The sequence below is a fragment of the Klebsiella sp. KE9456 genome, assembly GCF_043832615.1.
GTDB lineage: Bacteria > Pseudomonadota > Gammaproteobacteria > Enterobacterales > Enterobacteriaceae > Klebsiella > Klebsiella indica.
This window is the reverse complement of record NZ_JBDYQK010000005.1, coordinates 75,820-100,209: the sequence shown is the minus strand read 5'-3', so window position 1 is coordinate 100,209 and position 24,390 is coordinate 75,820. Positions and strand designations below refer to the sequence as shown.

Here is a 24,390-nt window from a genome sequence, read left to right as displayed (position 1 = left end):
GCATGCTCGAACTCGATTTTACCCAGACGCTGGGCACCCACTGTCTGCAGATCCGCGAGACACTTCCCGCCAGCGGTATTACCGCGATTTTTGGCGTGTCTGGTGCGGGAAAAACATCACTGATTAACGCCATTAGCGGCCTGACGCGTCCTCAGCAGGGGCGTATTGTGCTTAACGGTAGAGTGCTTAATGATGTTGAAAACCGCATCTGTCTGGCTCCTGAAAAACGCCGCATTGGCTACGTCTTTCAGGATGCCCGCCTGTTTCCGCACTACAAGGTACGGGGCAATCTGAAATACGGCATGGCGAAGAATATGACCGATCAGTTCGATAAGCTGGTGGAGCTGCTCGGTATTGCTCCGCTGCTGGACCGCTTGCCGGGCGATCTCTCCGGTGGCGAAAAGCAGCGAGTCGCCATTGGCCGGGCATTGCTCACTGCACCGGAATTGCTGCTGCTGGATGAACCGCTGGCATCGCTGGATATTCCGCGTAAGCGCGAGCTGTTGCCCTATCTGCAACGTCTGGCGCGCGAAATTCATATCCCGATGCTGTACGTCAGCCACTCGCTGGATGAAATCCAGCATCTGGCGGATAAAGTACTGGTACTGGAAGAGGGGAAAGTAAAAGCGTTGGGCGATCTGGAAGAGGTGTGGAGCAGCAGCGTGATGCATCCCTGGTTACCGCAGGAGCAACAAAGCACCATCCTGAATGTCACCGTTGTCGAGCAGCATCAGCAATATGCGATGACCGCGCTGGCGCTCGGCGACCAACGGCTTTGGGTCAATCAGCTTGACCGGCCGCAAGGAGAAACGGTACGCATCCGTATTCAGGCCTCCGATGTCTCTCTGGTACTGCAACCCGGGCAACAAACCAGTATCCGCAATATTTTGCCCGCACGGGTGGTGCAGTGCATTGAAAGCAGTGGGCAGGTCGAGGTCAGGCTGGAAATTAGCGGCCGTACGTTGTGGGCGCGTATCAGCCCCTGGGCCCGCGATGACCTGCAAATTACCCCCGGGCAGCCGCTGTATGCGCAAATTAAAAGCGTGTCGATAGCCGCCTGATTACAACAAATAGCGGTTGATGTAGTCGGCGATACTGGGGGTTTCGTTTTCACCAATCACCACGTTGGCCCGGGCTTTGACTTCATCCACCGCGTTGCCCATCGCTACGCCGGTACCGGCCGCTTCCAGCATGCTGAGGTCGTTGTAGTTGTCGCCGAAGGCCACCACGTCCTGCATTGACAGCCCCTGCGCCGCGATCCACCTGGCCAGGCGTTGGCCTTTACTGTTTCCCGCGCGGGCGATATCAACCTGATCGTGCCACGACCATTCGCATTCCAGCCCCAGCGTCTGAGCGACGTGCCGGGCGAAATGCTGCAGTTTCGCGGTATCTTCGTCGGTGAGGGCGAATTTCCATACGGCATTAACCTGGCGCGCGGCCTGCGCCAGCGAGTCGACCTGAGTAAATACCGGACGCTGCCCGACGGGGAGAGACTGCGCCCAGTTGGTGGTACGGATAACGTGGCCGGTGAGCTGCTCGTATAGCATGGCATCATCGACGTACATCAGGCCGTGGATATCATGCTCGTTGAGCATTTCCGTCAGGCTCAGGGCCTTGTCTACCGGCATCGGATCGGACTCAATAACCTTTTTTGCATGATAATCATACAAATAAGTGCCATTACAGCAAATTGCAGGTGTATCCAGAGCCAGTGCCTGATAAAAAGGGTGGATAGCGACGTGATGTCGACCGGTGACGATGATCACCTGGTACCCGGCGTTTTTAGCGCGATCCAGTGCATCGAGCGACGCGGGGAGGATAGTTTTTTTGCTGGTCAATAGCGTGCCGTCTAAATCCAGGGCAATCACGCGTGAGGTCATGTGTTGTTTCCGGTTGATGATGAAAAGTTTTCTTGCCCTGATGGTACACCGCTGTGCTGTTCGGGGAAACTTTTCAGTATCTACCGCCAAAAGAGCCGATACACGTTAACCTTTGAGCTACCGCGAGGTATCTTGAATGAGAGTGTGTTTGCATAGTGTATTTTTCAGGCAGCTATAGCCGTGAAAGATAAATTTTCCATGCGCAGTGAGGAAAGGAGCATTCATGAAACAAACCGTTTATACCGCCAGCCCGGAAAGCCAACAGATTCATGTCTGGGATCTGGATCCTGAGGGAAAGCTGACCCTGGTGCAGGTTGTTGATGCATTTGGTCAGGTGCAGCCGATGGTGGTGAGCCCGAACAAAGCGTATCTCTACGTTGGCGTGCGTCCGGAGTTTCGCGTACTGGCTTACCGCATTGCGCCTGATAATGGCGCCCTGACCTTTGCTGGTGAGGCGGCATTGCCGGGCAGCCCGACGCATATTTCCACCGATCGTCAGGGGCGCTTTTTATTTAGTGCCTCTTATAATGCGGGCTGCGTCAGCGTCACGCCGCTGGTGGAGGGGCTGCCAGGGGAAACGGTGACCGTGGTTGAAGGGCTGGAGGGCTGCCATTCAGCAAACATCTCCCCGGATAATCGTACGCTGTGGGTGCCAGCGTTGAAGCAGGATCGTATTTGCCTGTTTACCCTGAGCGAGGATGGTTTCCTGAGCGCGCAGGAACCCGCGGAAGTGACCACTGTTGAAGGTGCTGGTCCGCGTCATATGGTGTTCCACCCGAACCAGCAATACGGTTATTGCGTAAATGAGCTGAATAGCTCCGTTGATGTCTGGGCGCTGAAAGATCTGCATGGCAAAATTGAGTGTGTGCAGACTCTGGATATGATGCCGCCTGATTTCAGCGATGTACGCTGGGCTGCGGATATTCACCTGACCCCGGATGGTCGTCATCTCTACGCCTGCGATCGTACCGCCAGCATTATTACCATCTTCAGCGTCTCCGAAGATGGTAGCGTGCTGTCTGTTGAAGGCTATCAGAATACCGAAGCCCAGCCACGTGGCTTCAACCTCGATCACAGCGGAAAATACCTGATTGCCGCCGGTCAGAAATCGCATCATATCGCGGTGTATGAGATTCATGGCGAGCAGGGGCTATTGCAGGAGAAAGGGCGCTATGCCGTCGGCCAGGGCCCGATGTGGGTGGTTGTGAACGCCTACTAAGTGACGAGATGATAAACCTCATTGCAGTACCGGATGCCTCCGGGAATGGGGAAGTGAAAGAGGCAGGAACAATGTTTTGTGATTGACTCACTGTACGCCCTTTCTATGCAATCGTCTCTGTACGTTAGATCATGCGAGTTGCGGGACAAGACGGTTAACCGTTTTGCACAGCGTATGTGCTGGCACCGAAGGCATGAGGCAGAGGCCGGATCATACGGCAAGAGAGTCAATTCCCCGGAGCATAGATAGTGATGTGACAGGGGGGAATGACAGATCTGTCAGGAACGGATTTGAACGTCGTAAAGCGACGGCCCGTAAGGGCAAGTCTCATGGATGAGACGAGTCATTCAGAAGCCACCACGCATGCAACCTGAAGTATGGCGAGTATATAGTTGTTCATCTCTGTAAATCAGCATGTCATCCGCGATGCGGTATCGACCTTCGTTTCACTCAACCCCGCCAAATAATGCCTGACCGGCGCCTTCTTTGAACCAGATCATCGCGTATCCTTTCACCGACGAGTGATGCCAGTGTTGCCGTAAAAGAACCCTGACTTATCGTTTTCGCGCCGATTTATGGATCGCCTTAGCGTCGGACGGCTGTACTTTATACGCTGTTAATACACGGGAGCATTGATGGGAACAGTACTTTCGTCAATTGGGCGATTTACGGGGGGGCATACGGCAAGCGCAATATCTGATGGGCGTCTGTGCATGCGCTCAGGCAGAAAAAGCGGGAAAACAGATGGCGTCTTTCACCATTTACGTTCACTTTCCCAGGATTTTTCTACTATAGATAAATGTCCAGATACTGAATCTACCTGATAAACAGGGTCTTTATGGGATTTTATAATGTGAATGTTGTTTGATGATACGTTTTATAGTCATTCTGGCTGAAATTTATCTGTTTATAAGAAAATAAATCTAACTGATGAAAAATGCAACAAGCAAGTAGCGCCGAATAATTTATCAACGATTAAGAAGAATTAAGATTTTTCTTTCTTAGTGGAGTGTTGTGAATTATAAATTTTTATTTCTATGTATTTTAAAGTATTTTTACTCTTGTGAATAATGTCCCACTTACGATATTTCTACTATTTCTGATGGAAAGGAGAATAAACAGTAAACAAGTACATTAAATGTACTAAAAATGAATTCTTATTGATTATAAAATGTACAAAAACACTTCTAAATTGTTAGGATTTTGTTAATAAATACCCGTATATTTGATCTGGATCAAATAATAAAAATTATAGTGATTTATTTTTTTTTGTAAAAAATGGCAGAGTAAAAAACTATTAAAGTGTGTTTTTTGTATATTACGTATAAATAAATAAGATACCTGGGTTTATCCTAAATAAATTATCAGGATATAAATGTGGTTGAATTTTCCTATTATTGCGTATCAATAAATTGCTGTATATTATTGTTATGAAAATTAGATGATATTGATACTTTCTTATTTCTGAGGAATTAAGGAAGTGCTGTTAGTTATTTCAATATCATTTTTGTGTTGTTGTACATCTTAACCCAAATAGGGAACTATATATGCGTAATTATAAATATGCTATTTCAGCACTGGCTCTGGCATTGTCTTCTGTCGTGGCAACTTCCGCTTCTGCTGTGGATGGAACCATTACTATCAATGGGCAGGTTACCGATACCACATGCACTATCTCTGTAGATGGCGGTGCCGCTGATGCAACGGTAACGTTACCGACAGTTTCAGTTTCCGCTCTGCCTTCACCAGGAGCGACTGCGGGTGCAACACCGTTCAATATTTCACTTTCCGGTTGTACTGGGACGGCTTTAAATACTGCAAGCACCTATTTTGAGCCGGGCACTTATGTTGATAGCGAGACTGGACGTCTGAATATTGATACTACCGCTGGCGATGCTGCGGGCAATGTACAGGTCCAACTGTTGAATGCCAATAGTGAAGCTATTGTTGCTGGTGCGTCAGTAGCGACTGGTCAGAATGATATTCCGGTTGATATCAGCTCTGGCAGCGGTGTTCTGAATTATTATGCGCAATATTATGCAACAGCAGCAGCAACCGCCGGCGCTGTAACCACGCAGGTTGATTACACCATGGTTTACGAGTAATAGATTCACAGGAGTAAAAGCGAATGCTTTTACTCCTGTCAATGATGAGGTTCTTTGATGTTAAAAAAAATTCCCCACTGTTTAATTTTGATTGTATCGTTTTTCATCTCTGCTGAAACGGTGGCCGACGTTGCGATTAACGGAACGCGCATCATTTTCAATGCGAAAGATAAAGAATCGGTTGTACAATTAAAAAATAATGGTAAGAACCCTTATCTATTACAATTATGGATTGATGATGGCAATCCTAAATCCAGACCCGGTGAGGTAACCGTCCCCTTTATTATCACCCCTCCTGTTGTGCGCATCGATCCGAATAAAGGACAGGCAGCGAGGATCATGTTCACTGATGCCTCCCTCCCTCAGGACAGAGAGTCATTGTACTGGTTTAATATGCTGGAGGTGCCGCCAAAACCGACAAAAATGATCGAAGCTGGCACGAATCTTTTGCAACTGGCATTTCGCACGCGAATAAAACTATTCTATCGCCCGGCTGGCCTTGAATACAGCGCGCTGGAATCCTATAAAAAACTCAAATTTAACCGAAAAGGTAACACGTTAAATATTAAAAATGACTCCCCTTATTTTATTACATTAAGCAGTGTTGATGTTCGGAGAACAAAGGAGTCTGCGATAGTTGCTTCCGTTGAGAATTTTCCTCAACGAATGATTGCACCTAAGGGAGAGACGAATCTCCAGTTAGTTACTAAAAAATCAGAAAGACTGGATGGTCTCACTCTGTTTTACAGTGTGATTAATGATTATGGAGGAGAAACAAAAAATGAGCAGGTATTGCAAAGTAAATAAAAAAAATCCCTCTTCGATTGGTTTAACGCTGATAGCACAGTTTGTCATTGTATCAATTTTTGTTTCTCAGGCAGCAGCCGCACCACAAAGTGATGAGGTTATTTTCAATAGTGAGTTTTTACGCTCAGCTATTGATGTCAGTGCTTATTCCCGGGGGAATCCCGTTGCCAGCGGAAATTATACCGTCGATCTTTATGTTAATGATAAATGGAAGGGGCGTGTTGATGTTAAATTCGATAAAGATGATCGTCAAACAACGATAGCAAGACCGTGTTTTAATCTGAAACTGGTTTCACTGTCAGGAATTGATCTGGATAAAATCAAACCAGAGATTATCCAAAGATTAAAAGCCGATAATGCTTGTGTACGTGCTGAAGAGATATATCCGGACCTGGTAGCGAACTTTGATGTAGCGACGCAACGTATTAATATGCAGTCGCCACAGATCTACTTATTACGCCATGCCCGGGGTTATGTTAGCCCTGAACTCTGGGATAACGGGATCCCGGCAGCGACGTTGCAATATGATTATAACACTTACCACTCCAGAATGTCAGGTGCTGACTCTCTTTCCACTCAATATCTTGGACTGAGAGGCGGAATTAACTGGGATGTCTGGCGTCTGCGTTATCGCGGTTCATTTAGCTGGAGCGAAGGGAGAGGTTGGGATTATAACAATGCCAATACCTATCTCGAACGCGCGATTGTCCCATTACGTAGCAAGTTGGTTGTCGGGGAATCGTCTACCGATGGACAAGTTTTCGATAGTATTGGCTTCCGCGGCGTGATGATGTCGTCAGACGATCGTATGTACATGGATTCTCAACGCGGTTACGCGCCGATAATTACCGGAATTGCCAACACCAACGCGCTGGTTCGTGTCAGCCAGAGAGGTATGCGGATCTATGAAACAACCGTACCTCCTGGGGCGTTTGTCATTGATGATCTGTATCCCACCGGTACGGGGGGCGATTTACTGGTAACCATAAAAGAGGCCGATGGCAGCGAGCATAGCTTCACCGTGACCTATGCATCTATTGCCGAACTTTTACGTCCAGGCACCACACGTTACACCCTAATGGGGGGACGTTATCGTAATACGGTAGTTGATGAAGACCCGGATATTATCATGGGAACCCTACGTCATGGCTTTACTAACCTGATTACAGGCTATAGCGGTATATTGGCAGGTGAAAATTACCAGTCAGTCGCCGGTGGTATAGCTTTAAATACCGCAATTGGGGCGATTTCAACGGATATTACTCATGCGCGCAGTACGCTTCGCGATGATATTAAACGTGAAGGGCAAAGTATTCGTTTTTCTTTTGCTAAAATATTGCCGGTTGTCAATACCAACGTCACTCTGGCCAGCTATCGCTATTCCAGTTCAGGTTATTACAGCATTGATGATGCAATGATGTTACGTGATGGTCAACAGCGCAGCAGTAGTTGGTTTAATGATACGGTGAACCGTAAAAATCGCTTACAGATTAGTGCGACGCAAACGATTAATGATACCTGGGGAAGCTTTAATATCAGCGCCAGTACTCAGAATTACTGGAACCGAAGTGGTCAGGATACCGAATATCAGTTTGGGTATACCAATGCCTTTAAGTATTTCAATTTGAATATCAATGCCAGCCGAACTCGCGATTTGGTGAAGGATAAATGGGATAATAAGATTGCCATCGGTATCTCTTTACCGCTTGGGGAAAGCGGTCGTTCGGCTTACCTCAACTCTACCTATATTCAAGAGCGCGATCACCGGGGAATTCAAAACTCCATTGCCGGAACAGCCGGCAATAATCGTCAGTATAACTATAGTGCTTTTGGCAGTGTTGATCGCTACAAGCAATCGGGTACGAAAACGACCGGAGGGGTCAGTGGCAACTGGACATCCCCCTGGAGCAATATCGGGGCCAGCATTTCAGCAGGAAGCGGTTATCAACAATACGGTATGAATTTATCTGGCGGTGTTGTCGCCTGGCAAAGTGGTATCGTACTCACGCCTGTGATGGGGGATACGATAGCGATTATCGAAGCGGATAATGCCGCCGGAGCAAGAATAACCAATAACAGTAGCCTGAGTTTAAATCGCTATGGTAAAGCCGCAGTGCCTTATTTAACGCCGTATCGTCAGAATACTATAGAGCTCGATCCGAAAGGATTATCGAATGATGTTTCGCTGGATGTGACCAGTCAGAATATTGTGCCAACGGCCGGGGCAGTTGTATTGATGAAATATAAGACGGATATTGGTCATTCTCTACTTCTGACGTTAAGCCATCCCTCGGAAGAATTACCGTTCGGTTCTGAGATTATGGATGAAAATAACCACTCTGTCGGTTATGTCACACAAGGTGGACAGGCGTTTGTTAGAGTTAAGAATGAAACAGGGAAACTCCATGTGAAATGGGGAAACCACGGTAGCCAGACATGTTCATTCACTTACGCACTTCCTGCTAAAGCGGCAGGAACAGGTACCGGTTTGCCACAAGCCAATGCGGTTTGCCAATAACAGGAGAAGGGCATAATGATAAAAATAGTACGGAGTTTAGTTTTGTACTTATTTGTCTTCGCTGGAGCGAGTGGTTTTGCCAGGGCTGATGGTACATGGGTCGACTGCCTGAGAACCAATGGTTACTATCAACTTTTTGATTCGACTACAGTGCAGGTGGGTAAAGATGCGGCGGTAGGGGATCTACTGGGCACCTGGTTGACGTCATCAGATCCTACGGCATGGACCTGTAACCACAGGACCGCGTATCAGGATCAAGCGATACCAATGGCGGTTCAGGGCTATCCTCCATACACGATTTGGGGAACGATGTCGATTGATGGCCAAACGTATACTGTTTATAACACGACGGTTAAAACGGGCTTAGGTTATGTCGCACGATGGCGCTATACCGTTAAAGGTCAGGTCAGTGACTGGTACCCGCTGACTATTAATAATGGCGTTTATCAAACGCCCTCACAATTATTTAATGCGAGCTACGATGGCCCTAATTCATGGTATATTGGTGTTGATGTACAGGTCCGCTTTGTGAAAACAGCGACAACATTAACCGCAGGTTCTACCCCTATTTTCGACCCGATGTATATGCGCCATTATCAAACTTATGGCGGCACAGTCTTTGTCGGTGGTGGTACGTATATGATTGCGCAGTATCGTGCCGGGGGATTGGTTATTTCGACGACTGGCGGCACCTGCACAACCTCTGATGTTAATGTGGAACTTCCACCAGCCAATCGTGCAAGTTTCACGGGCGTGGGCTACACTACATCAAGGACCGATTTTTCACTGGTATTTACCAAGTGTCCGTCAGGTTTAGCCAGTATCGGTTATCAATTTACACCAACAACGTCGATAATCGATAACTCTCAGGGAGTATTTGCCAGCAGTGCGACATCGACGGCCAGCGGGGTCAGTCTTCAGTTATTGAATGATCAGGATGTACCGATATCATTTAATACATCCTATTTGTTAACTGATTATGATCCCTCTCTCGAGAATGCAACCTATACAGTGCCATTACGGGCAGGGCTATATCAAACTGAAGAGAGTGTGTCTTCCGGAAATGTTAATGGAGCGGTCACGTTTACGTTAATTTATAAATAAAAGTTGTGATCAGGAACCGCATTATGATTTTTTTTACAAAGCTTTTTTCTGTCGCGTTGTTGCTATTCTTTTGTTCATCGACATTCTCAGCAACATATATTAATTTTACGCGGCTGATTCTGAATGAAAATGAGCATGACGTATCATTTAAAATTGAGAATGAAGGTGATAATGCGGTTCTGATGCAACTATGGACTGACCGGGGTGATATTATGGACAAACCGGAGGCAATTAAGATGCCGTTCATGATTTTACCCCCCATATTCCGACTGAATGGTCATAATTCTCGCGTCGTGCGGCTCCAGTTGATTAATAATCAAAATACGTTACCAGATAATAAAGAGTCGTTGTTTTGGCTGAATGCATTAGAGATCCCGCAGAAAACGAATGCTCAAGAGGGCAAGGCCATGTTGCAAATGGCCTTTCGCACGCGTATTAAAATATTTTACCGCCCGCAGGCCCTGGCGCAATATGATGTTGAGCATGAGATTGAAAAAATTAAAACATTGAAAGTACACTGTGGTAATGAAATGTGTATTCGTATAGAGAATAAATCACCATTTCATTATACCTTATCGAAAATTACATTACAAAGCGGTAAAGAGATAAAGAATTTACCTTCCGATGGCATTATCTCTCCATTTTCTTCGCTGGATATATCTCTTGGGAAATTAGTTGCGGTGAATGAAAATATAAAGTCTTTTATTTGGATTGATGATTACGGCGTGGAGCGTGTTAATTTACAATAATGAGAGATATTACTATGCTGGGCTTTAACTCATCATTGCTACGCTATAAGTTTATTTATCTGACAAAAAATGTATATGATGGTATTGCGGTACATTCGGTTTTTGAAGAATTACTCTTGTCATCTGAACTAAAACGTGAGTTACAAGAGGATATTCCATTTCATCTCATTGATAAATATGTAAATTTCATCCCCTTCTCATTAAGATTTGTTGATACCAGTAAAACACGTAGCAAGCCTTTTGAAAATGATATTATTTTTTCTGCTAAATGGCTGGATGATAAAAGAGTTGTATTCAGTAACGTTTTATTTTTTGTCGATATGTACAGTCCTGATAAAACGTCAATGTTACATCTGGGAGGACGTAACGAGCTTTCAGTTATTAAAGGGCGAATGGAGTTGTTTTTGATACATTGTCATTCTATTATCACGGGAAACAAAAAAAGGTATCACAATTATTTCTTGTTTACTCTGAGAGAACAACAAATTGTTTTCCATTTACTGGAAGGTTTGTCAATTAAAGAGATCTCTCGGGAATTGGGGGTGAGTGATAAACTGATTTATAGAGAACGGAACTCCTTAGTGCGCAAACTGATTATGCAACAAGATCCATCATTATACAGACGGTTGAGAACCATGGCGCTGTTGCGTGCAAAACAGAATGCCGCGATACATGGCTGTTCGTCTGTCTGATAGTCCAGGGAGACACGGTATCCTGAGGTTTTCCGCCAATATCGCGTGTGGAACTGAACGGTATCGGGAACACAGGCTAAAGCGCGTACCCATATTTGGGAATTGGCCCCAATTCCTGCGCAACATTATATCTCCAGTCGTGGCGTTAAATCCGTCATATTTCAAATTACCGTGCTGTTGGCGACAGGAGATTGTTTATTTCAGACGCTTATTTGCGAGGCACGACTGTGAGCCGTGCGCGAATCTGTGCCAGGTTGATTTATCGCGGAGGGATTAAGGGGGAGTCACACTCCCCCAGATTCGCGATATTACTGCTTCGGTTCTGCGACAACAACGCTTCCCACGCCGCGGTTATTGTATTCCCACATGCGGTTGAAGTTTGTGTCATTCAGGTTACGTTGCAGGTTACCTTTGTCATCCACCGTTCCGGTATTCCCACGAAACGGGCGATTTGAACCGACGGCATCAGCCCAGGGCTTGGCTACATTAAAACCCCCGTTAATCACGCTGTCGCGAATCACAACCTGGCCATTGGTGTTGCCGTCAACGTCCAGAGAGCGCCCCAGTTGGGCAACGTTATCACCGGAAGCGGTAAAGCGACTATTTATCGCCAGGAAACCGTAGGTCACGCTCTTGAGCGTGGCCGGCGCGAACACATAGGCTTCTTTCTGGGTGCGGGAGTTCACAACGCGGAAATCGGTATTATCAAACACCACGGCTCCGCGGCCCGCAACAATATCGACGTCGCCTTCAATGTAGCTATTACTCACCAGCGTACGGGTCTGACGATTATCCTGCAGGCGGTTTTGTACGCCGCTGTTGGTCACAAAAAAAGTGTTCTGTCGGCCAAGGATATTCACATTGTTAATTTGTACCTGATCGCCATCGCTACGTAATGCCACGGCCTGATGGGTTCCCGCGTCAACACTGTCGCCGAGGTTGTTGGCAATGGTCAGGTTTTGCAGTTGTAGCCCATTGTTCTGCGACCATAATACCGCAGAACACATCACGCCAACGGTGGCGGTACGCTTATTCTGGCAACTGTCGAACATATACCAGGCGGGTTTACCCGGCATATATTTTCCGCCCGGATTAATCTGGCGACGCCAGGAAACGGGATCCATTTCTGAATCGATTGCTTCGCTGATCTTCACATCAATGGGCTTTTCGCCAGTACCATAAAGCGTCAGGGAGCCAGGAGCGGCCGGAATGTACACTGTGCCGGCATAGTCACCCGGCATGATGGCAATAAACTGACGACGGCTGGAATGGCGAGTAATTGCGGCATCCACCGCCGCCTGAATGCTGGTATTGGTCACGCCCGGCGTTCCCGCGGGCCCGACGATAAAGTCAGGTTTTGCCGGGAGGCTGATTGCAGACGGACGCCAGACCGCTGCGTTAGGATCCAGTGACTGGAAATAGCTCGCCGGTAAAAAGTTTTTTGCTTCATCGGCGGTTAAAATGGGACGAGAAGCCGTGCCCGGCGCTGTCTGCGTTGAGGGCTGTTGATCGGCGGGCGTTGAGCTACAGGCGGACAACGTCGCGCCAAAGGCCAGGGCCAGCGCCAGGCGGGAAACGGATAGTGTGTTCATGTTGCTCCAGGCAAAATCAGTCAAATAGATATACCCTGACCCATTCAAGTTTCAGGACAAAAACGCTTCAGGCGTCTTTGCACGGCGCGCAGGCCTGCGTTGAGAGACATCTGCTCTCTCATTCTGCATGCTGTACGCAGATAACGCGACCACCAGGCGGAACCGGTGCGGCCAGGCTTACAGGCAACTCGAACGATGACGGGTATAACTCCTTTAAAGCCTGCTGTTTTATACCAAGTTAAGCGAAACGGGAAGATGTTGCGTAAAAAAGTTGCGCTCTTTACACAGTGGCAAGCCCCCGGCGCGCCGATTGATCACAAAGAAATAACATATGTGCTCTAAATCGTACTGCGGATGCGATGCGTTCCTGCCGCCATCGCTACCGATGTGCATTGCAGCAGCGGCAAGATCCGAGCCCGGCATTCTTTCCCACATTCTCCGTTTGTCAAGCTGTCACGCTGCAGTGGCGCTATGTACGTCTGCTTTTACGTCTTGATCTCTATGACGATCAGTAAAATGTGATTGCTGACGCAATATAACAAAAATGCATCATCTCTGTTAAATCCTGGCTTGCATGCTATTGTATATACAAGTATGTGTATCTATATGCCTAACGTAAATTGTCAGGAGGTTTCCCCGATGTCGCAAAATCAATACTGTCCGTGTTCTGCACCACGCTCTGGCAACAGGCATCGCGCGCCATGCCGAAGCGGGATACGTTGTCGCTATCAAGTGCGGAGTAAAATAAGGTTTGCCTCTTCCGAGGTCGGCGGCAATCCAGGAGCATGCTAAATGAACGCGTTAACATTGATTCCGGGCCAGCTTAGCCTGTCGCAACTGCGCGATGTCTACAGTCAGCCACTGAAGCTCCTCCTCGACGAACGCGCTATTGCGGCTATTGATGATAGCGTTGCTTGTGTGAATGCGATTCTGGCGGAAGGCCGAACCGCGTATGGTATAAACACCGGTTTTGGCCTGCTGGCGCAAACGCGCATTTCTACTGAAGATCTGGAAAATCTCCAGCGTTCGCTGGTGCTATCCCACGCGGCGGGAATTGGCGAACCGCTGGATGATGACCTGGTGCGCCTGATTATGGTGCTGAAAATTAACAGCCTGTCGCGCGGCTTCTCCGGGATTCGCCTGAGCGTCATTCAGGCGTTGATTGATCTGGTTAACGCGGGCGTGACGCCATGGATCCCGGCGAAAGGTTCGGTCGGGGCCTCCGGCGATCTCGCGCCGCTGGCGCATATGTCTTTAGCCCTGCTTGGCGAAGGTAAAGCCCGCGTGCGGGGCGGTGAATGGCTTCCCGCGATGGACGCGTTACGCCTGGCCGGGCTTGTGCCAATCAGTCTTGCGGCGAAGGAGGGGCTGGCGCTGCTTAACGGCACCCAGGTTTCGACGGCGTTTGCGCTGCGCGGTCTGTTTGAAGCCGAAGATCTGTTTGCTTCCGCGGTGGTTTGCGGGGCATTAACCACTGAAGCGGCGCTTGGCTCGCGTCGCCCGTTTGACCCGCGCATTCATGAAGCACGCGGTCAGCGCGGGCAAATTGACGCCGCAGCGCTCTATCGCCATCTGCTGGCCGACGACAGCGCCATTTCACAATCGCACCATAACTGCAGCAAGGTGCAGGATCCGTACTCCTTGCGCTGTCAGCCGCAGGTGATGGGGGCCTGCCTGACCCAGATTCGCCAGGCGGCGGAGGTACTGCTGATTGAAGCCAATGCGGTATCCGACAATCCGCTGGTTTTTGCCAGCGAAAACGATGTGATCTCCGGCGGTAACTTCCACGCCGAGCCGGTGGCGATGGCGGCGGATAATATCGCGCTGGCCATTGCCGAAATAGGGTCATTGTCGGAGCGGCGAATCGCCCTGATGATGGACAGCCATATGTCGCAACTGCCGCCGTTTCTGGTGAAAAATGGCGGCGTTAACTCCGGCTTTATGATCGCTCAGGTAACGGCGGCGGCGCTGGCCAGCGAAAACAAAGCGCTGGCGCACCCGCACAGCGTGGATAGCCTGCCGACCTCCGCCAACCAGGAGGACCACGTTTCCATGGCCCCGGCCGCTGGTCGTCGTCTGTGGGCGATGGCGGAGAATACCCGCGGAGTGCTGGCGGTTGAGTGGCTGGCCGCCGTACAGGGGCTGGATATGCGTGAAGGACTGACCAGCAGTCCGCTGCTGGAAACAGCGCGTCGCCTGCTGCGCGAAAAGGTCGCCCATTATACCGAAGACCGTTTCTTCGCTCCGGATATTGAAACCGCTATTGAACTTCTGGCGACGCGTCATCTGGCGCGGCTGCTGCCCGCCGTGCTTTCCGATTCCCCCTGAACTTTCCCTGTTTTTTGCATCCGTGCCGGGAGGTCGTTTTCCTCCCGGTTACCCTGCATACCTATTTGGCACCGGATAAAACTATCAGGATACATGTATATGCCCGGTCTACAACCCCGCAAACTGCATGGGCCGCAGCCCGCGGTGAGCCACGCCGCTTTCAGGATCGTTAGCTAAACAACGCGCTAATTGATGCGCTGCCGAGACGGTGAAAATGGACGTTAAAGCCCACCATCGCGCCGCTTGCGCCTTCGTCGACATCAATTTTATCCACGTCCAGCGCATGAACGGTAAAGATATAGCGGTGGGTTTCACCTTTCGGCGGCGCTGCGCCGCCGTATCCGGTCTGACCAAAATCGGTACGGGTCTGAATCGCCCCGCTGGGCAACTCTGCCTGACCGGAACCTGCACCCTGCGGTAAAACGCGGGTATCAGCAGGCAGATTCGCCACAATCCAGTGCCACCAGCCGGAGCCGGTTGGCGCATCGGGATCGTAGCAGGTGACTACGAAGCTTTTCGTTCCTGCCGGGACATCATCCCACGCCAGATGTGGTGAAATATTGTCGCCATCGTAGCCCATGCCGTTGAAAACATGACGGCTGGGCAGCTTCTCGCCGTCCTGTAAATCATGACTGATGAGTTTCATTGCCTCTCCTCAAATTCATCTACTGAGTAGCAAAAAAGTGTAGCGCGTGAGCTGCGGCATTACCGTCTCTTATTCGCAAAAAAACGTTTCTTCCTGCACTGCGGCGTTAACCGCCTGCGTCAGACGGGTCAGCTGCTCTGGCGTGATGATATACGGTGGCATCAGGTAGATTAGGCGACCGAAGGGGCGGATCCACACGCCTTGCCCGACGAAAAAGCGCTGCAGGGCGGCCATATTTACCGGCCGGTGGGTTTCGACCACGCCTATTGCCCCGAGCACGCGAACATCGGCAACCTGCGCGGATCCTCGCGTCGGAGCCAGTTCGGCTTTAAGCTGCGCCTCAATTGCCGCCACCTGCTGCCGCCATTCGCCGCTTGCCAGCAGGCGCAGGCTTTCCGTGGCCACCGCGCAGGCCAGCGGGTTGCCCATAAATGTCGGACCGTGCATAAAACAACCGGCTTCACCGTTGCTGATGGTGTCCGCTACCTGGCGGGTGGTCAGCGTGGCGGAAAGGGTCATGGTGCCGCCGGTCAGCGCTTTACCGAGACACAGAATGTCGGCGGCGATATCCGCGTGCTCACAGGCGAACAGCTTACCGGTCCGGCCAAAACCGGTGGCAATCTCATCGGCGATCAGCAAAATGCCTTCATGGTCGCACATTTTGCGAATTCGTCTGAGCCACTCCGGATGATACATCCGCATTCCGCCAGCCCCCTGGACAATCGGCTCCAGAATGACTGCCGCGATGTCATGGCGATGGGCGGCCATCAGACGGGCGAACGGCGCCATATCCCGCTCATCCCATTCGCCATCGAAGCGGCTTTGCGGCGCCGGGGCAAACAGATTATCCGGCAGGTAGCCCTGCCACAGGCTGTGCATTGAATTATCGGGGTCGCAGACCGACATCGCACCAAAAGTGTCGCCGTGATAGCCGTTGCGGAAGGTGAGAAAACGCTGGCGCGGTTCGCCCTTTGCCTGCCAGTACTGGAGCGCCATTTTCATCGCCACTTCGACGGCAATGGAACCGGAGTCGGCGAGGAAGACGCACTCAAGGCCGGTTGGCGTCATCGCCACCAGCTGGCGGCACAACGCGACGGCGGAAGGATGGGTGATCCCGCCGAACATCACGTGCGACATCTGGTCAATCTGCGTTTTCATTGCCGCGTTAAGCCGTGGGTGATTGTAGCCGTGAATGGCTGCCCACCACGACGACATGCCGTCGATCAGGTGTTCGCCGCTGGCGAGAGTAAGCTCGCAGCCGCTGGCGGCCACCACCGGATAGACCGGCAGAGGGGAAGTCATTGAAGTGTAAGGGTGCCAGATGTGGCGCCGATCGAAGGCCAGATCGTCCGTTGTCATAATCGACTTGTAAACCATTTTAAAAACATTTAGGTTTACAAGTATAAAATGAACGGACAATTAACGAAACCCCCTGGAGAGGCTAATGGCTCACCATCCACGCTGGACAATGTCGCAAGTTACTGAGTTATTTAATAAACCTTTTCTGGATCTGCTGTTTGAAGCCCAGCAGATCCACCGCCAGCACTTTGATCCGCGCCAGGTTCAGGTCAGTACGCTGCTGTCGATTAAGACCGGCGCCTGCCCGGAAGACTGTAAATATTGCCCGCAAAGCGCGCGCTATAAGACCGGCCTCGAATCTGAACGCCTGATGGAGGTCGAACAGGTGCTGGAGTCGGCGCGCCAGGCGAAAAAAGCCGGTTCAACCCGTTTCTGCATGGGCGCGGCATGGAAAAACCCTAATGACCGGGACATGCCTTACCTTGAGCAGATGGTGAAAGGGGTGAAGGCGATGGGGCTCGAAGCCTGCATGACCCTCGGCACCCTGAATGACAGTCAGGCGCAACGCCTTGCTAACGCCGGACTGGATTACTACAACCACAATCTTGATACCTCGCCGGAGTTCTACGGCAATATTATTACCACACGCACTTATCAGGAGCGCCTTGATACCCTCGACAAAGTGCGCGATGCCGGGATTAAAGTGTGCTCCGGCGGTATCGTCGGCTTAGGCGAAACGGTGAAAGACCGCGCCGGACTGCTGCTGCAACTGGCTAACCTGTCAACACCGCCGGAAAGCGTGCCGATCAACATGCTGGTGAAGGTTAAAGGCACGCCGCTGGCGGATAACGACGATGTTGATGCTTTTGATTTCATTCGCACGATCGCCATCGCACGTATCATGATGCCACGTTCGTATGTGCGCCTCTCCGCCGGTCGCGAGCAGATGAATGAACAGACCCAGGCGATGTGTTTTATGGCCGGAGCCAACTCCATCTTCTACGGCTGCAAGCTGCTGACGACGCCGAACCCGGAAGAGGACAAAGATCTGCAGCTGTTCCGCAAACTGGGCATTAACCCGCAGCAAACAGCGGTGCAGGAAGGCGATAATGCCCAGCAGCAACGTCTGGAGCAGGCGTTGATGACCCCTGATACTGAGGAATATTACAACGCGGCGGCGCTATGAGCTGGCAGCAACGTATCGCGCTGGCGCTGGAAGAGCGGCGGAGGGCGGACGCCCTGCGTCATCGTCAGCCAGTAACACAAGGCGCAGGGCGCTGGCTCATTCGCGAAGGGCGACGCTGGCTCAATTTCTCCAGTAACGATTATCTTGGCCTCAGCCAGCATCCGGCAATTGTCAAAGCCTGGCAGCAGGGAGCGGAACGTTATGGCGTCGGTAGCGGCGGCTCCGGTCACGTTAGCGGTTATAGCGAAGCGCATCGCGCCCTGGAGGAGCAACTGGCCGACTGGCTGGGTTATCCACGCGCGCTGCTGTTTATCTCCGGCTTCGCCGCAAATCAGGCAGCGATCGCCGCCCTGGCGGGTAAAGAAGACCGCATTGTTGCCGATCGGCTCAGCCATGCTTCGCTTCTGGAGGCCGCCAGCCTCAGTCCGGCGCAACTGCGTCGTTTTCAGCATAATGACCACCGGCATCTCAACCAATTGCTGGAAAAATCGCTATCCGGCCAACAACTGGCGGTGACCGAAGGCATCTTCAGCATGGATGGTGATAGCGCGCCGCTGGCAGATATCCAGCGGGAGACTCAGGCCGCCGGGGCGCTTCTGCTGGTTGACGATGCGCACGGCATCGGCGTGGTCGGCGAAGAGGGCCGCGGCAGTTGTCACGCACAGCAGGTGCGCCCGGAGCTGCTTATCGTCACCTTCGGTAAAGCCTTTGGCGTCAGCGGGGCGGCGATATTGTGCAGTGACGCGCTGGCGGATTATCTGTTGCAGTTTGCCCGCCATCTGATTTACAGCACCGCTATGCCTCCGGCGCAGGCGGTAGCGCTCAGCGCCGCGCTGGGCGTAATACGCAGCAGCGACGGCCAGCAGCGGCGGGAAAAACTGGCCCGCCATATTGCCGATTTTCGCCGTGAAATAGCCACGTATCCCGGCGAACTGACGCCATCCGCCAGCGCGATTCAGCCGCTGATCGTTGGCGATAACGCCCGGGCGTTGCGGCTGGCGGCGCGCCTGCGCGAGCAGGGCTGCTGGGCCACGGCAATCCGCCCGCCGACGGTTCCCGCCGGTAGCGCGCGCCTGCGCCTGACCCTGACGGCGGCGCATGAGTCCGCCGATATTGTCCGCCTGCTGGAGGTGCTGCATGGCGGCGGTGAATAAGCGCGCGGTGGCGGCGGCATTTGGCCGCGCGGCCGGCCATTACACGCAACATGACGAGCTACAGCGTCTCAGCGCCTCCCTGCTGCGCGATCAACTCCCTATAAACGGCTTTCCTGACGTGCTCGATGCGGGCTGCGGTCCCGGTACAATGAGCCGCGCCTGGCGGGAGGCGGGGAGTCGGGTAACCGCGCTGGATCTTTCCGTCGATATGCTGGCGGAAGCCCGACGCGGGGACAGCGCCCATTGCTACGTCGCAGGGGATATTGAATCGATGCCGCTGGCGGACTGCTGCGTTGACCTGGCGTGGAGCAACCTCGCCGTTCAGTGGTGCGATAATCTCGCTACCGCTATCAACGAATTGTGTCGGGTAGTGCGTCCCGGCGGCCGGGTTGCGTTCAGTACACTGCTGGCAGGCTCTTTGCCGGAACTGAATCAGGCCTGGCGAGCCATTGACGACCTGCCGCATTCCAACCGTTTTCTCAGCGAACGGGCGGTGAGTCAGGCGCTGGCGGGTCGCCGCGTCACCAGCCGCGTCCACGTTATCACTCTGTCGTTTACCGATGCGCTCAGCGCGATGCGGTCGCTGAAAGGTATTGGCGCAACCCATTTGCATCGGGGGCGCACTCCCGCGCCGCTCAGTCGCGGCAAACTGCGCCAGCTTCAGATCGCCTGGCCGCAGCAGCAGGGGCAGTGTCCGCTGACGTATTATCTGTTTACAGGAGTTATCGAACGTGATTAAACGCTTTTTCGTCACCGGGACCGATACCGAAGTCGGCAAAACCGTGACCTGTTGCGCCCTGCTACAGGCGGCTAACCGCGCAGGCTTCAGGAGTGTTGGCTATAAGCCTGTTGCTTCCGGCAGCGCATATACGGCTGAAGGGCTACGCAATGACGATGCGCTGGCTTTGCAGCGCAACAGCCGGGTCGCGCTACGCTATGAGCAGGTGAATCCCTACACGTTTGCCGAGCCGACGTCGCCGCACATTGTCAGTGCTGACGAAGGCAGGCCGATTGACGCTTTGGCGCTCTCTGCTGGCTTGCGCGCCCTGGAGGGGCTGGCGGACTGGCTGTTGGTTGAAGGGGCGGGCGGCTGGTTTACGCCGCTTTCAGAAACCTTCACGTTCGCTGATTGGGTACAAAAGGAGCAACTGCCGGTGATACTCGTGGTGGGGGTCAAACTGGGGTGTATCAACCATGCGATGCTTACCGCGCAGGCGGTGCGCCAGGCCGGACTGCCGCTGGTGGGATGGATAGCCAACGATATCCAGCCGCCAGGCAAGCGCCACGCTGAGTATCTGGTGACGTTACAACGGATGCTGAAGGCACCGTTTCTCGGCGAGATACCGTGGCTGGGGGATGCCGTACCGCACGAAGGCCTCGGACAGTACCTCGACCTTAACGCGCTGGATCGGGGGTCATCCATTTCTCCAGCAGCGGTTCATCCAGCTGAATAACGTCCCCCTGGGCGACGCTGCGCCCGCAGTGCAGCAGGCAAAAACGATCCGCTACCCGGCGAATAAACGGCAGGTGCTGCTCGGCGATCAGCACCGTCAGGCCAATATCGCGATTCAGACGCACCAATAAATCGCCCAACTTATGCAGGAAGCGCTGGCCGCTGCCGCGCGAAGGTTCGTCGAGGATTAGCAGGCGCGGACGGGTTATCAGCGCCCGCGCCAGGGCTAACTGGTACTGATCGTCAGCGGTTAGCGTAATGCCCTTGCTTTGTCGCAGGGAGTAGAGCTCCGGAAACAGATCGTAAATTTCGCCTGCTACCGCTAAATCAGGCTCTCTGCTGGCCGCGAGGGCGATATGCAGATTTTCTTCTACGCTCAGCTGCGAAAAGATACGCTTATCCTGCGGGACATAGCCAATACCGATAGCGCTACGCGACTGGGCGGAGAGGGGCATCAGATCGTAGGGCGCCGCTCCCACGTCCTGCCAGGTCATGCTGCCGCTGGCAACGGGCAGATAGCCGGTAATACAGTTGACGAGCGTGGTTTTCCCCATCCCCTGGCGCCCCATTACGCAAGTGCACTTACCGGGCATAAGCTCAAGATCAACATTCCACAGCGAGTGCTGGTTTCCGTAATAGTGGTTCACGGCTCGTAGATTCAACATAGACGTTTTCTCCTTTCCTGGGCGAGCGGGCGACGAGAAGATTCTGCAAATCTCTTGCCAGGAAAAAGAACTTTCGGTATTTGCTGGTGAATACAGATGTAGCCAGGTAAAAAGGGGGGGAGTCAGGCGAGATATTGCACTTTCCCGGTGCCAGTACGCTGAAATGTGGTGCAAAAAGTCATAAAAAATCCGCCTGTTTTTAGCCAGTAAGCAGCAAAAAAAATTCAATAATTTTTTTTCATCGCGGGTTTCCTCGCGGCGAGCAATGTTCTCCGGGTGGCACAGGTCATGGGCTGGAGACAGTTATCCACTATTCCTGTGGATAACCTTGTGTATTAGAGTTAGAAAACTTGCGGTAAGCTAGAGAATATGCGGCCTGCGGCTGAATTGATGTGAAAGCCATCTTTTATTTAATCTCTTTAAATATCAATTGATTATATAAAATCAATGCCTGTCAGAAAAGTGTCATCGATGGCCATAAAACATTCATCTGCTTGCTTGACAAATGTTAAATGTCAAAAATTTCTGGGGATAACCCCACTGTCTGGTGGATTATCCCGTATGAGCGTGGTGATTCGCCGTTAATGACGATAAAAAAATCCAGTTTGCCAGAATACGATAATATGGCACTGTTTTTATATCCAGTGTTTTTTATTGGCAAAAATTGTACTGAAAGGTAGAATTAAACACCTGCCGTTCAACCCTTCTTCAGGTCCTGATTGATGAGTAAACCGTTCAAGCTGCATTCTGCTTTCCGTCCTTCCGGTGACCAGCCGGAAGCGATCCGTCGTCTGGAAGAGGGGCTGGAGGATGGTCTGGCGCATCAGACGCTGCTCGGCGTGACCGGCTCCGGTAAAACGTTCACTATTGCCAACGTCATTGCCGATCTGCAGCGTCCGACGATGGTGCTGGCGCCGAACAAAACCCTGGCGGCGCAACTGTATGGCGAGATGAAAGAGTTTTTCCCCGAAAACGCAGTGGAGTATTTCGTCTCCTATTACGATTACTACCAACCAGAAGCCTACGTGCCAAGCTCCGACACCTTTATTGAGAAAGATGCGTCCGTTAACGAACATATTGAACAGATGCGTCTGTCTGCAACCAAAGCGTTGCTGGAGCGGCGTGATGTGGTGGTGGTGGCGTCGGTCTCCGCTATCTACGGCCTGGGCGACCCGGACCTGTACCTGAAGATGATGCTGCATCTGACGGTCGGTATGTTGATTGACCAGCGCGCCATTTTGCGTCGCCTGGCTGAACTGCAATATACCCGTAACGATCAGGCTTTCCAGCGCGGCACCTTTCGCGTGCGCGGAGAGGTCATTGATATCTTTCCGGCGGAATCCGACGATATCGCCCTGCGCGTTGAGCTGTTTGATGACGAGGTTGAGCGCCTGTCGCTGTTCGATCCTCTGACCGGCCACGTTGAGTCGACGATCCCGCGCTTTACCGTTTACCCGAAAACCCACTACGTCACGCCGCGCGAGCGCATCGTGCAGGCGATGGAAGAGATTAAAGTTGAGCTGGCTGCACGGCGCAAGGTGCTGCTGGAGAACAACAAGCTGCTGGAAGAGCAGCGGCTGAGCCAGCGTACGCAGTTCGATCTCGAAATGATGAACGAACTGGGCTATTGCTCGGGGATTGAAAACTACTCGCGCTACCTGTCAGGGCGCGGGCCGGGCGAGCCGCCGCCGACCCTGTTCGATTACCTGCCGGCTGATGGCCTGTTGGTGATCGATGAATCCCACGTGACTATCCCGCAAATCGGCGGCATGTACCGTGGGGACCGGGCGCGCAAAGAGACGCTGGTGGAATATGGCTTCCGGCTGCCGTCGGCGCTGGACAACCGCCCGCTGCGGTTTGAAGAGTTTGAGGCGCTGGCGCCGCAGACGATCTATGTCTCAGCAACGCCGGGCGCCTATGAGCTGGATAAATCCGGCGACGAAGTGATCGATCAGGTAGTGCGCCCGACAGGGCTGCTTGACCCGGTTATTGAAGTGCGCCCGGTGGCTACCCAGGTGGATGATCTGCTCTCGGAAATTCGCATTCGCACCGCGATCAACGAACGCGTGCTGGTCACCACCCTGACCAAACGTATGGCGGAAGACTTAACGGAGTATCTGGAAGAGCACGGCGAGCGGGTGCGCTATCTGCACTCGGATATCGACACCGTGGAGCGCATGGAAATCATTCGCGACCTGCGCCTGGGCGAGTTTGACGTTCTGGTGGGCATCAACCTGCTGCGTGAAGGGCTGGATATGCCGGAAGTCTCGCTGGTGGCAATCCTCGATGCTGACAAAGAAGGCTTCCTGCGGTCCGAACGCTCGCTGATTCAGACTATTGGTCGCGCGGCGCGTAATATCAGCGGCAAGGCGATTCTTTACGGTGATAAGATCACCCCGTCGATGGCGAAAGCGATCGGTGAAACCGAACGCCGTCGTGAGAAGCAGCAGGCGTACAACGAAGAACACGGCATCGTGCCACAGGGCCTCAATAAGAAAGTGGTGGATATTCTGGCCCTGGGGCAGAATATCGCGAAAACCAAAGTTAAGGGGCGCGGTAAGTCTCGTTCACCGGTTGAGGCGGATACCGTCGCGCTGACGCCTAAAGCGATGCAGCAGAAAATTCATCAACTGGAAGCGCAGATGATGCAGCATGCGCAAAATCTGGAGTTCGAAGAGGCGGCGCAAATTCGCGACCAGCTTCATCAACTGCGTGAACTGTTTATTGCGGCTTCGTAACCGGTGGAAAAATCCCCTGTCCACGCTTCGTTCATGTGGTCCGGGGGGGAGGCTGCGTGGATTTTGCTGGCGGATAAGCGTCGCGGCTTCTGGCAGAGTGGGGCACAGTTTGCTGCGTGGTTTTGTCGCCGTAAAAAAATTATTGCTTCGTCGGGCTGTTTTTCGCCGCCTCTTAATACTGGCTTAATATTGTTTGGCGAAACTCTCCTCAATTTAATGAGGATAGCGTCATGCAAAAATTAACTTTCTGCGAAT

General features: G+C 52.0%; 19 protein-coding genes. 14 read left to right on the top strand and 5 right to left on the bottom strand.

Annotated features, from left to right (window positions below):
* Nucleotides 1–2 precede the first annotated feature (2 nt).
* The gene (modC, locus tag ABK821_RS06780) at nucleotides 3–1,061 is read left to right on the top strand and encodes a molybdenum ABC transporter ATP-binding protein ModC (RefSeq protein ID WP_138360622.1); all 1,059 of its coding nucleotides are present in this window, start codon (nucleotides 3–5) and stop codon (nucleotides 1,059–1,061) included.
* On the opposite strand, the gene ABK821_RS06775 is transcribed toward modC, so the two are convergent.
* On the bottom strand, nucleotides 1,062–1,880 hold the full coding sequence (locus ABK821_RS06775) for a pyridoxal phosphatase (RefSeq protein WP_138360621.1): 819 nt from the start codon (nucleotides 1,878–1,880) through the stop codon (nucleotides 1,062–1,064).
* 223 nt (nucleotides 1,881–2,103) lie between these two features.
* Here ABK821_RS06775 and pgl point away from each other — a divergent pair, with 223 nt between their 5' ends.
* The 7 genes from pgl to ABK821_RS06740 all read left to right on the top strand — a co-directional run bounded on the left by pgl (nucleotide 2,104) and on the right by ABK821_RS06740 (nucleotide 11,074).
* Nucleotides 2,104–3,099, top strand: a complete 996-nt coding sequence (gene pgl, locus ABK821_RS06770; RefSeq protein ID WP_138360620.1) for a 6-phosphogluconolactonase — start codon at nucleotides 2,104–2,106, stop codon at nucleotides 3,097–3,099.
* A 1,547-nt stretch (nucleotides 3,100–4,646) separates the two neighbouring features.
* Nucleotides 4,647–5,204 (top strand): fimbrial protein, encoded by a 558-nt coding sequence (locus tag ABK821_RS06765; protein WP_138360619.1) that lies wholly within the window; start codon nucleotides 4,647–4,649, stop codon nucleotides 5,202–5,204.
* Between the two features lie 57 nt (nucleotides 5,205–5,261).
* The gene (locus ABK821_RS06760) at nucleotides 5,262–6,011 is read left to right on the top strand and encodes a molecular chaperone (protein WP_138360618.1); all 750 of its coding nucleotides are present in this window, start codon (nucleotides 5,262–5,264) and stop codon (nucleotides 6,009–6,011) included.
* Nucleotides 5,986–8,529 carry a fimbria/pilus outer membrane usher protein gene (locus ABK821_RS06755; RefSeq protein ID WP_138360617.1) on the top strand — a complete coding sequence of 848 codons (2,544 nt, stop codon included), beginning with the start codon at nucleotides 5,986–5,988 and terminating at the stop codon, nucleotides 8,527–8,529. Before ABK821_RS06760 ends, ABK821_RS06755 begins: the two co-directional genes overlap by 26 nt.
* 15 nt (nucleotides 8,530–8,544) lie before the next feature.
* The gene (locus ABK821_RS06750; RefSeq protein ID WP_343177889.1) at nucleotides 8,545–9,633 is read left to right on the top strand and encodes a fimbrial protein; all 1,089 of its coding nucleotides are present in this window, start codon (nucleotides 8,545–8,547) and stop codon (nucleotides 9,631–9,633) included.
* A gap of 23 nt (nucleotides 9,634–9,656) precedes the next feature.
* Nucleotides 9,657–10,382 (top strand): molecular chaperone, encoded by a 726-nt coding sequence (locus ABK821_RS06745; protein WP_343177887.1) that lies wholly within the window; start codon nucleotides 9,657–9,659, stop codon nucleotides 10,380–10,382.
* 14 nt (nucleotides 10,383–10,396) lie between these two features.
* Nucleotides 10,397–11,074, top strand: a complete 678-nt coding sequence (locus tag ABK821_RS06740; protein ID WP_343177886.1) for a hypothetical protein — start codon at nucleotides 10,397–10,399, stop codon at nucleotides 11,072–11,074.
* Nucleotides 11,075–11,382: 308 nt separating this feature from the next.
* Here the strand turns inward: ABK821_RS06740 and ABK821_RS06735 are convergent, their stop codons facing one another.
* Complete coding sequence (locus ABK821_RS06735) at nucleotides 11,383–12,666, bottom strand: putative acyl-CoA thioester hydrolase (RefSeq protein WP_138360613.1); 1,284 nt, start codon at nucleotides 12,664–12,666, stop codon at nucleotides 11,383–11,385.
* A 792-nt stretch (nucleotides 12,667–13,458) separates the two neighbouring features.
* Between ABK821_RS06735 and hutH the strand changes: the two genes are divergently transcribed.
* Nucleotides 13,459–14,994: a histidine ammonia-lyase gene (gene hutH / locus ABK821_RS06730; RefSeq protein ID WP_142501637.1), complete on the top strand. Its 1,536-nt coding sequence runs from the start codon at nucleotides 13,459–13,461 to the stop codon at nucleotides 14,992–14,994.
* Nucleotides 14,995–15,163: 169 nt separating this feature from the next.
* Here hutH and ABK821_RS06725 read toward each other — a convergent pair whose 3' ends face one another.
* Entirely contained in the window at nucleotides 15,164–15,640 is a 477-nt protein-coding gene (locus tag ABK821_RS06725) for a kinase inhibitor (RefSeq protein WP_138360608.1), read from the bottom strand.
* Between the two features lie 69 nt (nucleotides 15,641–15,709).
* Nucleotides 15,710–16,999 (bottom strand): adenosylmethionine--8-amino-7-oxononanoate transaminase, encoded by a 1,290-nt coding sequence (gene bioA / locus ABK821_RS06720; protein ID WP_343177917.1) that lies wholly within the window; start codon nucleotides 16,997–16,999, stop codon nucleotides 15,710–15,712.
* Between the two features lie 85 nt (nucleotides 17,000–17,084).
* Between bioA and bioB the strand changes: the two genes are divergently transcribed.
* Genes bioB through bioD form a run of 4 tightly spaced genes read left to right on the top strand, consistent with a single transcriptional unit; the run spans nucleotide 17,085 to nucleotide 20,733 of the window.
* Nucleotides 17,085–18,125, top strand: a complete 1,041-nt coding sequence (gene bioB, locus ABK821_RS06715; RefSeq protein ID WP_138360607.1) for a biotin synthase BioB — start codon at nucleotides 17,085–17,087, stop codon at nucleotides 18,123–18,125.
* Nucleotides 18,122–19,279, top strand: coding sequence for an 8-amino-7-oxononanoate synthase (gene bioF, locus ABK821_RS06710; protein ID WP_142501635.1), 1,158 nt, complete (start codon nucleotides 18,122–18,124; stop codon nucleotides 19,277–19,279). The genes bioB and bioF overlap by 4 nt, the downstream gene beginning before the upstream one ends.
* On the top strand, nucleotides 19,263–20,018 hold the full coding sequence (bioC, locus tag ABK821_RS06705; RefSeq protein WP_343177885.1) for a malonyl-ACP O-methyltransferase BioC: 756 nt from the start codon (nucleotides 19,263–19,265) through the stop codon (nucleotides 20,016–20,018). The genes bioF and bioC overlap by 17 nt, the downstream gene beginning before the upstream one ends.
* Complete coding sequence (gene bioD, locus ABK821_RS06700; protein WP_343177883.1) at nucleotides 20,011–20,733, top strand: dethiobiotin synthase; 723 nt, start codon at nucleotides 20,011–20,013, stop codon at nucleotides 20,731–20,733. The genes bioC and bioD overlap by 8 nt, the downstream gene beginning before the upstream one ends.
* On the opposite strand, the gene ABK821_RS06695 is transcribed toward bioD, so the two are convergent.
* Nucleotides 20,675–21,397: an ABC transporter ATP-binding protein gene (locus ABK821_RS06695; RefSeq protein ID WP_138360603.1), complete on the bottom strand. Its 723-nt coding sequence runs from the start codon at nucleotides 21,395–21,397 to the stop codon at nucleotides 20,675–20,677. The two genes, bioD and ABK821_RS06695, sit on opposite strands and share 59 nt — an antisense overlap.
* 722 nt (nucleotides 21,398–22,119) lie before the next feature.
* Here ABK821_RS06695 and uvrB point away from each other — a divergent pair.
* Entirely contained in the window at nucleotides 22,120–24,135 is a 2,016-nt protein-coding gene (gene uvrB, locus ABK821_RS06690; protein ID WP_142501633.1) for an excinuclease ABC subunit UvrB, read from the top strand.
* Nucleotides 24,136–24,390: the final 255 nt, after the last annotated feature.

Bases quoted from the DNA above. Each gene is read 5' to 3' on its own strand.
- modC (WP_138360622.1), top strand. From the start codon at position 3: ATGCTCGAACTCGATTTTACCCAGACGCTGGGCACCCACTGTCTGCAG.
- ABK821_RS06775 (WP_138360621.1), bottom strand. From the start codon at position 1,880: ATGACCTCACGCGTGATTGCCCTGGATTTAGACGGCACGCTATTGACC.
- pgl (WP_138360620.1), top strand. From the start codon at position 2,104: ATGAAACAAACCGTTTATACCGCCAGCCCGGAAAGCCAACAGATTCAT.
- ABK821_RS06765 (WP_138360619.1), top strand. From the start codon at position 4,647: ATGCGTAATTATAAATATGCTATTTCAGCACTGGCTCTGGCATTGTCT.
- ABK821_RS06760 (WP_138360618.1), top strand. From the start codon at position 5,262: ATGTTAAAAAAAATTCCCCACTGTTTAATTTTGATTGTATCGTTTTTC.
- ABK821_RS06755 (WP_138360617.1), top strand. From the start codon at position 5,986: ATGAGCAGGTATTGCAAAGTAAATAAAAAAAATCCCTCTTCGATTGGT.
- ABK821_RS06750 (WP_343177889.1), top strand. From the start codon at position 8,545: ATGATAAAAATAGTACGGAGTTTAGTTTTGTACTTATTTGTCTTCGCT.
- ABK821_RS06745 (WP_343177887.1), top strand. From the start codon at position 9,657: ATGATTTTTTTTACAAAGCTTTTTTCTGTCGCGTTGTTGCTATTCTTT.
- ABK821_RS06740 (WP_343177886.1), top strand. From the start codon at position 10,397: ATGCTGGGCTTTAACTCATCATTGCTACGCTATAAGTTTATTTATCTG.
- ABK821_RS06735 (WP_138360613.1), bottom strand. From the start codon at position 12,666: ATGAACACACTATCCGTTTCCCGCCTGGCGCTGGCCCTGGCCTTTGGC.
- hutH (WP_142501637.1), top strand. From the start codon at position 13,459: ATGAACGCGTTAACATTGATTCCGGGCCAGCTTAGCCTGTCGCAACTG.
- ABK821_RS06725 (WP_138360608.1), bottom strand. From the start codon at position 15,640: ATGAAACTCATCAGTCATGATTTACAGGACGGCGAGAAGCTGCCCAGC.
- bioA (WP_343177917.1), bottom strand. From the start codon at position 16,999: ATGACAACGGACGATCTGGCCTTCGATCGGCGCCACATCTGGCACCCT.
- bioB (WP_138360607.1), top strand. From the start codon at position 17,085: ATGGCTCACCATCCACGCTGGACAATGTCGCAAGTTACTGAGTTATTT.
- bioF (WP_142501635.1), top strand. From the start codon at position 18,122: ATGAGCTGGCAGCAACGTATCGCGCTGGCGCTGGAAGAGCGGCGGAGG.
- bioC (WP_343177885.1), top strand. From the start codon at position 19,263: ATGGCGGCGGTGAATAAGCGCGCGGTGGCGGCGGCATTTGGCCGCGCG.
- ABK821_RS06695 (WP_138360603.1), bottom strand. From the start codon at position 21,397: ATGTTGAATCTACGAGCCGTGAACCACTATTACGGAAACCAGCACTCG.
- uvrB (WP_142501633.1), top strand. From the start codon at position 22,120: ATGAGTAAACCGTTCAAGCTGCATTCTGCTTTCCGTCCTTCCGGTGAC.